This is a genomic window from Romboutsia lituseburensis, from assembly GCF_024723825.1.
In the GTDB taxonomy this organism is placed as follows: domain Bacteria; phylum Bacillota; class Clostridia; order Peptostreptococcales; family Peptostreptococcaceae; genus Romboutsia_F; species Romboutsia_F lituseburensis_A.
This window is the reverse complement of record NZ_JANQBQ010000001.1, coordinates 2184460-2197538: the sequence shown is the minus strand read 5'-3', so window position 1 is coordinate 2197538 and position 13079 is coordinate 2184460. Positions and strand designations below refer to the sequence as shown.

The 13079-nt window shown below is 29.2% G+C and carries 12 protein-coding genes; all 12 read left to right on the top strand.

The genetic code is table 11. From position 1 onward, the window contains the following. Positions 1 to 94: 94 nt before the first annotated feature. The 12 genes from NWE74_RS10525 (at position 95) to purD (ending at position 12955) form a co-directional block, all read left to right on the top strand. Positions 95 to 1429 (top strand): NCS2 family permease, encoded by a 1335-nt coding sequence (locus NWE74_RS10525; RefSeq protein WP_258243128.1) that lies wholly within the window; start codon positions 95 to 97, stop codon positions 1427 to 1429. Positions 1430 to 1526: 97 nt separating this feature from the next. Next, positions 1527 to 2558: a BMP family lipoprotein gene (locus NWE74_RS10520; protein ID WP_258243127.1), complete on the top strand. Its 1032-nt coding sequence runs from the start codon at positions 1527 to 1529 to the stop codon at positions 2556 to 2558. Between the two features lie 369 nt (positions 2559 to 2927). Continuing rightward, a complete protein-coding gene (locus NWE74_RS10515) occupies positions 2928 to 4259 on the top strand; it encodes an NCS2 family permease (protein WP_258243126.1) in 1332 nt (443 codons plus the stop codon). A 198-nt stretch (positions 4260 to 4457) separates the two neighbouring features. Then, a complete protein-coding gene (locus NWE74_RS10510; RefSeq protein ID WP_258243125.1) occupies positions 4458 to 5180 on the top strand; it encodes a LytR/AlgR family response regulator transcription factor in 723 nt (240 codons plus the stop codon). Between the two features lie 138 nt (positions 5181 to 5318). Continuing rightward, positions 5319 to 5633: a thioredoxin gene (gene trxA / locus NWE74_RS10505; RefSeq protein ID WP_258243124.1), complete on the top strand. Its 315-nt coding sequence runs from the start codon at positions 5319 to 5321 to the stop codon at positions 5631 to 5633. 297 nt (positions 5634 to 5930) lie between these two features. After that, positions 5931 to 6404: a 5-(carboxyamino)imidazole ribonucleotide mutase gene (gene purE, locus NWE74_RS10500; protein ID WP_258243123.1), complete on the top strand. Its 474-nt coding sequence runs from the start codon at positions 5931 to 5933 to the stop codon at positions 6402 to 6404. 33 nt (positions 6405 to 6437) lie between these two features. Beyond that, positions 6438 to 7133, top strand: coding sequence for a phosphoribosylaminoimidazolesuccinocarboxamide synthase (purC, locus tag NWE74_RS10495; protein WP_258243122.1), 696 nt, complete (start codon positions 6438 to 6440; stop codon positions 7131 to 7133). Between the two features lie 11 nt (positions 7134 to 7144). Continuing rightward, entirely contained in the window at positions 7145 to 8512 is a 1368-nt protein-coding gene (purF, locus tag NWE74_RS10490; protein ID WP_258243121.1) for an amidophosphoribosyltransferase, read from the top strand. After that, positions 8506 to 9576, top strand: coding sequence for a phosphoribosylformylglycinamidine cyclo-ligase (purM, locus tag NWE74_RS10485; protein WP_258243120.1), 1071 nt, complete (start codon positions 8506 to 8508; stop codon positions 9574 to 9576). Before purF ends, purM begins: the two co-directional genes overlap by 7 nt. Continuing rightward, positions 9570 to 10163 carry a phosphoribosylglycinamide formyltransferase gene (gene purN / locus NWE74_RS10480; protein WP_258243119.1) on the top strand — a complete coding sequence of 198 codons (594 nt, stop codon included), beginning with the start codon at positions 9570 to 9572 and terminating at the stop codon, positions 10161 to 10163. Before purM ends, purN begins: the two co-directional genes overlap by 7 nt. Next, entirely contained in the window at positions 10156 to 11688 is a 1533-nt protein-coding gene (gene purH, locus NWE74_RS10475) for a bifunctional phosphoribosylaminoimidazolecarboxamide formyltransferase/IMP cyclohydrolase (RefSeq protein WP_258243118.1), read from the top strand. Before purN ends, purH begins: the two co-directional genes overlap by 8 nt. Positions 11689 to 11698: 10 nt before the next feature. Continuing rightward, positions 11699 to 12955: a phosphoribosylamine--glycine ligase gene (purD, locus tag NWE74_RS10470; RefSeq protein WP_258243117.1), complete on the top strand. Its 1257-nt coding sequence runs from the start codon at positions 11699 to 11701 to the stop codon at positions 12953 to 12955. The last annotated feature ends 124 nt before the right edge of the window (positions 12956 to 13079 follow it).

Sequence of the window (13079 nt, the reverse complement as noted above, 5' to 3'; positions counted from 1 at the left end):
ACACTTTACACAAGATAAAAATAAAAGGCTAAAAAGCCTTTTATTTTTATCACTTTAAAAACAATTTTGAAATTTAAATAAGGAGGTATACAAGATGCAAAATACAGTTCAAAATAGTACATCTGTAAGTACATTAGAAAAAATATTTAAGTTAAAAGAAAACAATACTAATGTAAAAACAGAAGTATTAGCTGGTGTCACTACTTTTATGACGATTGCTTACATATTGGTTGTAAATCCTACTATATTAGGACAAGCAGGCATGGATAAAGGCGCTGTTTTCACAGCAACAGTAATTGCATCAGCTATAGGATGTTTAGTTATGGGATTATTAGCTAATTATCCAATAATATTAGCCCCAAGTATGGGAATAAATGCATTTTTTACTTATACGGTAGTTTTAGGAATGGGATATACATGGCAATTTGCGCTATGTGCAATGTTTATAGAAGGTATCATATTTATATTATTAACAGTAACTAATGTTAGAGAGAAAATTATAGAGTGCATGCCAGATGTATTAAAACATGCTATAACAGCTGGAATAGGATTATTTATAACATTTATAGGGTTTGTAAATGCAGGAATAATAAAGCAAGGTGGTGCGATTATATCTTTAGGAGATATAAAATCATCAACAGTTTTACTTGCAGTAGTAGGATTAATAATTGCCTCAGCTTTACTAATAAGAAAAGTAAATGGAGCATTTTTAATAGCTATTATAGTAACATCAGCAATAGGTATGGCGCTTTCGATAGTACCGATGCCACAAGGTGTTGTAGATTTACCGCCATCTATTAATCCAGTATTTATGAAAGTTTTTGAAGTTCAAAAGGCTGAAATATTTAGTTTAGACATGTTAGTTGTAGTATTAACTCTTTTATTTGTTAATATGTTTGATTCTATAGGTTTTTTATTAGGAATAGCAGATAGAGCAAATTTAATAGATGAAGATGGAAATATGCCAGGGGTTAAGAAAGCATTATTAGCGGAATCTCTTTCAACAACAGTGTCTTCAGTTTTAGGAACATCAACATTAGCTACAACTGTAGAAAGTGGTTCAGGTATAGCGGTAGGAGGAAGAACAGGATTAACGGCAGTTACAACCGCTGTATTATTCTTTGTAGCATTATTCTTTGCTCCTTTATTCACATCAATACCAGCTCAAGCTACATCACCAGTACTTATATTAGTTGGATTTATGATGGCAAGTTCAATACTTAAAATAAACTTTGAAGATTTGACTGATGCGATACCAGCATTTTTAACATTTATAATGATGCCTTTAGCATATAGTGTTGCAGATGGTATTATGTTTGGTATCATTTCATATACAATATTAAAATTAGTATCAAACAAAAAAGAAGATGTAGGAATATCATTAATAATATTATCAATCGTATTTATATTAAAATTTGCTTTATTATAAAAAAGATAAAAAATAACCAAACATTAGGAATATAAAATGCAAATATTATGCAATATATAGACATATATGAAATATTAAACACTGCAGGAGGAATAAAATGAAATTCAAAAAACTAACAGCAATAAGTGCGGCTATAGTAATAGCGTCTTTAAGTTTAACAGGGTGCGGGTCAAAAACTAAGGAAGAAGCAAATACAGTAAGTAAAGAATTAAAAATAGGAATGGTAGCAGATGTAGGTGGAATAAATGATGAATCATTCAACCAATCTGCATACGAAGGTCTTCAACAAGCTGAAAAAGATTTCGGTGTAAAAGTAAAAGTAATAGAATCAAAACAAGCATCTGAATATTTAGCTAATATGGAGAGCCTTATAGATGAAGGTATGGATTTAGTTATAGGTGTTGGAAATACTCTAAAAGATGATATAAAAACACAAGCAGAAAATTATCCAGACCAAAAGTTTGCCATAGTAGATGAAACATATGATGAAATACCATCAAATGTAACACCGATACTATTTAAAGAAAATGAGGCTTCATACTTAACGGGACTTATATCAGGTAAAATGACTAAGACAAATAATGTAGGATTTATAGGTGGAATGCAAAATCCAGTTATATCAAGATTCCAATATGGGTATATGGCAGGGGTTAATGAAGCAAATAAAGATGCTAAAATAAATGTACAATATGCAGGAACATTTGGAGATGCAGCTAAAGGTAAATCAATAGCTAATCAAATGTATGGAAATAATGTAGATGTAATACTTTCAGCAGCTGGTAGTACTGGATTAGGTGCAATAGAAGCTGCTAAAGAAAAAGGAAAGTATGCAATCGGTGTGGATAGAGATCAAAGCAACTTAGCTCCAGATAATGTAATAACTTCAGCATTAAAGAAAGTTAATGTAGGTGTATATGATACAGTTAAAGAATTAGTAGATGGAAAGTTAAAAGGTGGAGAAGAAAAGGTATATGGGCTTAAAGAAGATGGTGTAGGTATACCAGAATCAACGAGTAAATTAGTTGATAAAGAAGTTTTAGATTATGTAAATGGAATAGTGGAAAAGATAAAGAGTGGGGAAATAAAAGTTCCTGCTACTAAAGAAGAATATGATGCAATGCAAAAATAAATAATAAAAAAAGACTAGAGATTAATCTCTAGTCTTTTTTATTACATAGATTATATTATCCTGATTTATGTAAAGTAGCTTTAATAGAGATTTTTAATTTTATAAAATGAATAAAATACTAATAATAGGTAAAAAATCCGTATAACGCATAAAAAAATAAAATAATTTTATAAAAATTAGCTAAAAATATGTTTAAATATATATAAATAAATATAAATACGAACTTTATTTAAAAAAAATAATAAAAAGTTCAAAAAAACTATTGTAATAATATGTATCATATAATATAATAATTAATGTAAAGTTAACTTATGAACGAATTATTAATAAAATAAATATAAAATAGTTTGGAAATCTAAGGAGGATAAAATGCAAGTAACTCAACCTATAAATAAAGGTATTTTAGAAAAAGTATTTAAACTATCAGAACATAATACAAATGTTAAAACAGAAATAATAGCAGGAATAACAACATTCATGACAATGGCATATATATTAGTGGTAAATGCTAATATACTTTCAGATGCAGGTATGGATAAAAGTGCAGTATTTGCGGCAACAGCAATAGCTGGATTTATAGGAAGTTGTGCAATGGGGTTCTTAGCTAATTATCCAATAGCACTTGCACCTGGTATGGGTCTTAATGCATTCTTTGCTTATACAGTAGTTTTAGGAATGGGATATAGTTGGCAATTTGCATTATGCGCAGTTTTAATAGAGGGACTTATATTTATATTACTTACTATAACTAATGTTAGGGAAAAGATAATAGATTGTATACCAAATGTATTAAAACATGCAGTTACTGCAGGTATTGGATTATTTATAGCATTTATAGGATTATCAAATGCAGGTATAGTAGTTAACGGAGCTACAATATTATCATTAGGAAATTTAAAAGATCCATTAGTCTTATTAACGATATTTGGATTATTATTAGCAGCAATATTAATAGCTAAAAATATTAAAGGAGCTTTCCTTTTAGCGATGGTTACAGTATCTGCAATAGGTATGGTTGGTGGATTAGTAGAAGCGCCTGAAGCTATAGTGTCTGCAGTTCCATCATTAAAACCAGTATTTATGAAGGCATTCTCAGTTCCAATGGAACAAATATTTAGTTTAGATATGTTAGTTGTTGTTTTTACATTCTTATTTGTTGATTTATTTGATACAGTAGGTTGTTTAGTAGGTGTGGCTTCTAAAGGTAATATGTTAGATGAAAATGGGAAATTACCAAAAGCAAAAGAAGCATTATTTGCAGATGCAATAGCAACTACAACAGGAGCGCTTTTAGGTACTTCAACAGTTACAGCGTATGTTGAAAGTGCAGCAGGTATAGGTGAAGGCGGAAGAACTGGTTTAACAGCAGTTACAACAGGAGTATTATTCTTACTATCACTATTCTTTGCTCCAATATTTACAGCAATACCAACACAAGCAACAGCTCCAGTATTAATATTAGTTGGTGTTATGATGGCTAGTTCATTAACTAAAATAGATTTTTCAGATTTTACTAATGCTATACCAGCATTCTTAACATTTGCAATGATGCCATTAGCATATAGCATAGCAGATGGAATAATATTTGGTATAATATCATTCACAGTGCTAAAAATAGCTACAAATAAAAAGAAAGAGATAAACTTATCTTTAATAATACTTTCGATATTATTCATCTGTAAGTTTGTATTCTTAGGTTAATTGTTTTAATTATAGAAAATCACCTTCTACGGACGAAGGTGATTTTTTTAATATTAAATTTAGAAACCATTCATACCGTAAAAAAGACTATTCGAGCTGATTTTATTGAAAATTTCAAATTTTAATGATATATTCCAAATATAAAAATATATAACTTTTCATGTTAAAATATCAATAATGTATAAGGGGAGAATGGACATGAATATATTTATATGTGAGGAGAATGAAGAACAAATAAAAAAGACTATAAATATAATAAATAAAGTGTTAAATCAAAAAAAAATAGAAGGTAATATAAAATTAGCAACTAGTTCACCTGATAAGCTTTTAGACTATATAAATACAAATAAAACTAGTGGAGTATATTTTATTGATATAGAATTAGGTAAAAGTACAAGTGGAATATTTTTAGCAAAAAAAATAAATGAAATAGATAAAAATGCTTTAATAACAATAGTAACAGCGTCTCCAGATAAAATGGAACTTGTCTTTAAAAATCATATAAGTGCCGTAGATTATATAGTTAAGGATCACATAGAAGGAATTCATAAAAGAATAGAAAAATGTTTAGAATTTATAGATAATAAATTAAGACAAATAGAGGAAAGTAAATGTTTAATTGTAGAAAATAATGAGAGTATAGAGAAAGTAAAATACGAGGATATAATTTATTGTGAAACTGTAAAGAAAAGAACGATAGCTTTACATACACATAAAAAAACTATAGAATTTAAAGGAACTTTAAGAGATATTGAAAATAAGCTAGATGAGCGATTTATTAGATGTCATAAATCATATATAGCAAATAAGGAAAAAATTTTGAGCATAAATAAAAAGGATAGAATTTTATTTATGGAAAATGGAAGTAAATGTTTTGTATCAACACTTTTAATAAACAAAATAATTAGTAAGATATCTTAAAATTTAGGCTAATTGTAAGTATTTAATAAAATATTCAATATGATGCGATAAAATCACAGAATTATATTCCATATAATGTTAATATAGTATTAAAGATAAATTAAAACATAATATATTAACTGTTGGGAGGAAATTAAAATGATAAGAATATTGAATAATGATAATTTTAAAACAGAAATAGAAAGTTCTGATAAGGTTGTGATAGTAGACTTTTTTGCAACATGGTGTGGTCCTTGTAAAATGTTAACACCTATATTTGAAGAGTTAAGTAATAGTATGACAGATGTGGATTTTGTTAAGGTAGATATAGATCAAAGTTTAAGTATAGCACAAAAGTATGATATAACTTCAGTACCTACTATGATGATATTTAAAAATGGAGAACCTGTAGATACTATAATAGGATTTGTGCCTAAACAAAATATAGAAAACAAGCTTAGAATGCATTTATAAATATGTAATGATAACAAATAATAAAACAAATATTAAAAAAAATAAAATGGAAAATATTCGTTTTATAATTTAAAAACAAAATATTAACAATGAAAAAATTAAAAAAAACACGTTAAAATAAACAAAACCAGCTATTTTTATTTAAAACATAGCTGGTTTTATTTATTTTACGAACTTTTTTAAAAAATTGCTTGATAAAATACGTATATTGATATAGAATTTAAGTATAAAGTTCGTAACTAAAAATACAAAATCATATGTGAATATTAAAATATATGAAATAAAGGGGAGAAGAGTATGAAAGTTGCCGTAATTATGGGTTCAAAATCAGATTATCCTAAGCTAGAAGATGGAATTAATTTATTAGAGGCATTTGGAATAGAGGTTGTAGCTAGAGCGTTATCAGCCCACAGAACACCTAATCAACTTATGAATTTTATAAAAGAAATAGAGAATGATACAGATGTTATAATAGCAGCAGCAGGTAAAGCCGCTCATCTACCAGGTGTTATTGCATCTCATACACTGATACCTGTAATAGGTCTACCAATAAAATCATCTACATTAGATGGATTAGATTCACTTCTTTCAATAGTACAAATGCCTCCAGGTATACCTGTAGCAACTGTAACTATAGATTCAGGAGTAAATGCAGCGTTAATGGCAAGTCAAATAATGAGTATAAAATATCCAAAAATAAAAGAAAAGTTAATAGAATATAGAACTGAAATGGAAGAAAAAGTGCTAGAAGCTGATAAAAACTTAAAATAATTCGCCAACATGTGGCTTAAGGGGGTAATAACAATGTTATTATATGAAGGAAAAGCTAAGCAAGTATATTCTACAGATAAAGAAAATGAGTATATCGTATATTTTAAAGATGATGCTACTGCATTTAATGGAGAGAAAAAAGCAGAAATATTATCAAAGGGCATATTAAATAATAAAATATCTACTAAAATGTTTGAAATGTTGCATGATAAACAAATCGCAACACACTTCATAAAAGGTGTATCAGAAAGAGAAATGTTAGTTAAAAAAGTTGAAATTTTATCGCTAGAAGTAATTGTAAGAAACATAACAGCAGGTTCATTTTGCAAGAGAGTAGGAATAGAAGAAGGCATAGTATTAGATGAACCAATATTTGAAATATGTTACAAGAATGATGAGTACGGTGATCCAATGTTAAATGATGATCATGCAGTAGCTATGAAATTAGCAACAAGAGAAGAATTAAAATTCTTAAGAGAAGAAACTTTAAAGATAAATGAAGTGATGAAAGAATTTTTCTTAAAAATGAATTTAAAGCTAGTAGATTTCAAATTAGAATTTGGAAAAGACAGTGAAGGTAATATAATTTTAGCTGATGAAATATCTCCTGATACTTGTAGGCTTTGGGATGTAAACACAAATGAAAAATTAGATAAAGATAGATTTAGAAGAGATTTAGGCGACCTTGTACAGGGCTATGAAGAAGTCCTTTCAAGAATGAGTAATTAGGGGGATAAATTATGTGCGGAGTGGTAGGTATATATTCAAATAAAAATATATCTAAAGAGCTATATTATTCTTTATATTCTATGCAACATAGAGGACAAGAGAGTTGTGGAATAGCTGTAGTGAATGAAGAGCGTATAAACTATAAAAAAGATATGGGATTAGTTGGAGATGTATTCAAAGAAGAAGAATTAAAAAGATTAAATGGTCATATGGGAATAGGACATGTTAGATACTCTACAGCCGGAGGAAGCCATTTAGCAAACTGCCAACCTTTAGTAGGAAGTTGTAGAAAAAGAGAAATAGCGTTAGCTCACAATGGAAATCTTGTAAATGCGAATTACTTAAGAGATTTATTAGAAGAAGATGGGTATATGTTTCAGGCTAACTCAGATACAGAAGTTATCTTATATATATTAGCTAGGTATTATAAGGGAGATATAATAGAAACTTTAAAAATAACCATGGATTATATAAAAGGAGCATATTCACTAGTAATAATGAGTGAAGATGAACTTGTTGCAGTAAGAGATCCTCATGGTTTTAGACCACTTAAGTTAGGCAAAAAGGGTGATGAATTTATATTCGCTTCTGAAGATTGTGCAATAGATATATTAGGAGGAGAAGTCATAAGGGATGTTGAACCAGGTGAAATAATAGTTGTAAAAAATGGTGAAATGAAATCTTATTTCTATTCTGAAAATTATAAAGAAGTTAAAAAAAGTTGTATATTTGAACATATTTATTTCGCTAGAAATGATGCAAATATAGATAATGTAAGTGTTTATGATTTTAGAATAAAGTGTGGCGAGATATTAGCTAAAAATGATGATATAAAAGCGGATATAGTTGTTCCTGTTCCTGATTCAGGTTGGGCAGGTGCTATAGGTTATTCTAATGAAAGTAATGTGCCAATTAGTGAAGGCTTAGTTAAAAATAGATATGTAGGTAGAACTTTTATAAAGCCAACTCAAGAAGAAAGAGAGTTGGGTGTAAAAATAAAATTAAATCCTTTAACTAGTGTTGTAAAAGGAAAATCAGTAGTGTTAGTAGATGATTCGATAGTAAGAGGAACTACTTCAAGATTAATCATACAGTCATTAAGAGAAGCAGGAGCAAGTGAGATTCACTTAAGAATAACATCGCCTCCAGTAAAATATTCATGTTATTACGGAATAGATACGCCAAATCGTTCTAAGCTTATAGCGTCTCATAATAGTGTTGAAGAAATTAGAGAATATATAGGTTGTGATACATTAGAATTTTTAGATATAGAAGGAATGTTAGAAGCAACTGAAAATAAATCAACATTTTGTAAAGCTTGCTTTGATGGAAATTATCCAGTAAAAAAAATAGATAAGGAGGAGCTACTTTCATGTTAACTTACAAACAGTCAGGAGTAGATATAGATGAAGGGAATAGAGCTGTAGATCTTATAAAAGGGAAAATAAAATCTACTTATGATAGAAATGTAATAGGAGATCTAGGTAACTTTAGTGGTTTATATAGTTTAAAAGACTTTACAAGTATGAAAGAACCGGTATTACTTTCATCTACAGATGGAGTTGGTACAAAGTTGAAGTTAGCTCAAATGATGGATAAACATGATACGGTTGGCATAGATTTAGTTGCAATGTGTGTAAATGACTTAATATGCCAAGGAGCTAAGCCACTATTTTTCTTAGACTATATAGCAACAGGAAAGTTAGTTGCAGAACAAGTGGAACAAATTGTTGGATCAATAGCAGATGGATGCAAAATGGCAGGTTGTGCTCTTATAGGTGGAGAGACAGCAGAAATGCCAGGAATGTACTCTGAAGATGAATATGATTTAGCAGGATTTTCTGTTGGTATAGCAGACAAAGAGCAAATAGTATCTGGTAAGAATGTTAAATGTGGAGATGTTTTAATAGGAATATCATCAAGTGGAATTCATAGCAATGGATATTCATTTATAAGAAAAATTTTCTTAGATACATATAACTATAAGCTAGATCAACGTATTGAAGAACTAGGAATGACACTAGGAGAAGCACTTTTAACTCCTACTAAAATATACGTTAAATTAGTATTAGAACTAATGAAACATCATGAAATAAAAGCAATAGCTCATATAACTGGTGGTGGAGTAATAGAAAATATACCAAGAGTTATACCTAAAGATCTGGGGATAGATATAAATAAAAATTCTTGGGATAAACCAGCTATATTTAAGATGATAGAAGAATTCAATTCAATAGAAGAAAGAGAACTTCACAAAAGTTTCAATATGGGAGTTGGATTAGTTTTAGTAGTTAATAAAGAAGATGCTGCAAATGTGGCAAACTTTATAAATAACAGAGAAAATGATATAAATATAGATTCTAAATATGATGAATTATTAAAAGATAAGGCTTATATAATTGGAGAAGTAGTAGATACTCATGAAGGAGTAAATTTATGTTAAACATTGGAGTTTTAGTATCTGGTGGAGGAACAAATTTACAGGCTATTATAGATGGGACTAAGTTTGGTGGTATTAAAGGTGATGTAAAAGTAGTTATATCAAATAAAGAAGACGCTTATGCACTAGAAAGAGCCAAACATAATAATATTGAAGCTGTATATGAAACAGATGAAGATAGGGTTGTACAAATATTAAAAAGTCATAAAGTTGATTTAGTAGTTTTAGCAGGGTATTTAAAAATAATAAGCCCTAAGTTTGTAGAGGCTTTTAGAAATAAAATAATAAATATACACCCTTCATTAATACCTTCATTTTGTGGAGAGGGATATTATGGGAAAAAAGTACATCAAGCAGTGATAGATTATGGAGTAAAGATAACGGGAGCAACAGTTCACTTCGTAGATGAAAAAGCAGATAATGGACCAATAATAATGCAACAAACAGTAGGTGTAAGTCATAATGATGATGCAGAATCGGTAGCTAAAAAAGTATTAGATGTTGAACATAAAATATTAAATGAAAGTATAAAACTATTTTGTGAAAATAAATTAAGTATTCAAGGTAGGAGAGTGTTTATAAATGAGTAAAAGAGCATTAATAAGTGTGACAGACAAAAGTGGAGTAGTAGAATTTGCTAGAGAGTTGAATAATCTAGGGTATGAAGTTATATCTACAGGAAATACATTCAAAACACTAAAAGAAAATGGCATAAATGCAATCACTATAGATGAAGTTACTAAGTTTCCAGAAATGCTAGATGGAAGAGTTAAAACATTAAATCCATATATACATGGAGGAATACTTTTTAAAAGAGATAATTCATCTCATGTAGAGACAGTTAATGAGTACAATATAGAGTCTATAGATTTAGTAGTAGTAAATTTATATGACTTTGAAGGAACATTAAAAAGCGGAAAATGTCACGATATCGTGATAGAAAATATAGATATAGGCGGACCATCTATGATACGTTCTGCAGCTAAAAACTATAAGGATGTAACTGTTATAGTTGATGTAGCTGACTATGAAATGGTAATAGATAAATTAAAAAATAATGATTTAACTTTAGAAGATAGAAAAAATTTAGCTTACAAAGCATTCTCAACTACAGCAAGATATGATGCACTTATATCAACTTACTTTGCAGGCGAAGTAGGCGATAGCTATCCAGAGATACTTAATTTAACATTCCAAAAAGAGCAAACCTTAAGATATGGAGAAAATCCTCATCAAAATGGAGTTTTATATGCTCAGCCAAATGCAAAAAATCCAATATTAGACTATGAACAATTAAATGGAAAAGAACTTTCTTTCAACAACTTAAATGATTTACATGGATGCTTAGAAGTTATGAGAGAATTTAAAGATAGCAAAGAAGTCGTTTCAGTAGCTATAAAACATACAAATCCTTGTGGAGTAGGATTAGGTAAAAGTACTTTTGAAGCTTACTCAAAATGTTATGAGGCAGACAAGGTATCAATATTTGGAGGTATAGTAGGTATAACTTCAACTGTTGATAAAGAAACAGCTCAAAAGATGAATGAAATATTCTTAGAAATAGTAGTCGCTTATGACTATACAGAAGAAGCTTTAGAGGTATTAAGACAAAAGAAAAATCTAAGAGTTTTAAAACTTGCTAGAATAGAGAAAAGTTTACAACCTTATGATATGAAATATTTAGATGGCAAATTATTAATCCAAGATAAAAATAATGTTTTAAGTGATAAGTGCGATATAGTTACAGTACTAAGACCTAAAGAAGATCAACTTAAAGATATGGAATTTGGTATGAAGGTAGTTAAAAATATGAAATCTAATGCTATAGCGATAGTAAAGGACGGTCAAACTTTAGCGTTAGGATGTGGTCAAACTTCAAGAATCTGGGCATTAAAAAATGCATTAGAAAATAATAAAGATAAAGATTTCAAAGGTGCGGTATTAGCATCAGATGCATTTTTCCCATTTAGTGATTGTGTAGAACTTGCTAATGAATATGGAATAGATGCAGTTGTGCAACCTGGTGGTTCTATGAATGATAAGGACTCAATAGAAGCTTGTGATAAAAATAGTATGACTATGGTGTTTACAGGAATCAGACATTTTAAGCACTAGGGGGTAAATTATGAAGATACTAATTATAGGTGGCGGCGGTAGGGAACACGCTATAGCTTGGAAATTAAGCAATGAAAATAATGTAAAAACAATATACTGTGCTCCTGGAAATGCAGGAATTTCAGAAGTAGCACAATGTATAGATATAAATGATAGCAATATAGAGGAACTTTTAAATTTCGCAAAAGATAATCAAATTGATTTAACAATAGTAGGTCCAGAAGTACCGCTTGTTAAAGGTATAGTAGATGAATTTGAAAAAGAAGGATTAAAAATATTTGGTCCTAATAAAGAATGTTCACAACTTGAAGGTAGTAAGGCGTTTTCTAAAGATTTTATGATTAGACATAATATACCTACTGCAAAGTATAAAGAGTATACAAATATAGATGAAGCAATAGCAGAAATTGATAATTTTGGATATCCATTAGTTATAAAAGCAGATGGATTAGCAGCAGGTAAAGGGGTAGTTATACCTCAAAATAGAGAAGAGGCAATAGCTACTTTAAATGAAATGATGAGAGATAAGAAGTTTGGAAATGCTGGTGAAAAAATAGTAATAGAAGAGTTTCTTAAAGGGATAGAAACTTCAATATTAGCATTTGTAGACAATAACACAATAATTCCAATGGTAAGTGCAAAGGATCATAAGAAAGTTTATAACCATGAACAAGGTCCAAATACAGGGGGGATGGGAACTTTCTCTCCAAGTGAGATATACACTGATAAATTAGCAAAAGAGATAGAAGCAAATGTACTAAAAGCTACATTAGAAGGATTTAAGAAAGATGAATTAGATTATAAAGGAATACTGTTTATTGGGCTTATGATAACTGAAGATGGAGCTAAAGTATTGGAGTACAATGTAAGATTTGGAGATCCTGAGACACAATCGGTTTTATTTAGATTAAAAACTGATTTGCATAAAATAATGGAGTCTATTTTAGATAATAAGTTAAATGAAATTAAAATAGAATACAAAAAAGAAGAAGCTGTTTGTGTAATGCTTACATCAGGGGGTTATCCAGATGTTTATGAAAAAGGGAAACTAATAAAAGGTCTTAGCGAGTTAGATAAAGACATAGTGATATTCCACAGTGGGACTAAGATATTAGATGGAAAATTAGTAACTAATGGTGGAAGAGTATTAGGAATAACTACTAGTGCTAACACTGTTGAAGAAGCAGCCACAAAAGTATACAACAATATAAAAAAAATAAGTTTTGAAGGTATGCATTATAGAACTGATATTGGAACAGGTATATAAGCTATTTCCAAATTAATTCCTATATAGATTTTATGGCTTAGTAGCCTATAGTCTAAGCCATAAAATCAAATAAAAGTGATTTGTTAGCAGATTATTCAAGTCATAAATTTGAGTGATGTGTTAA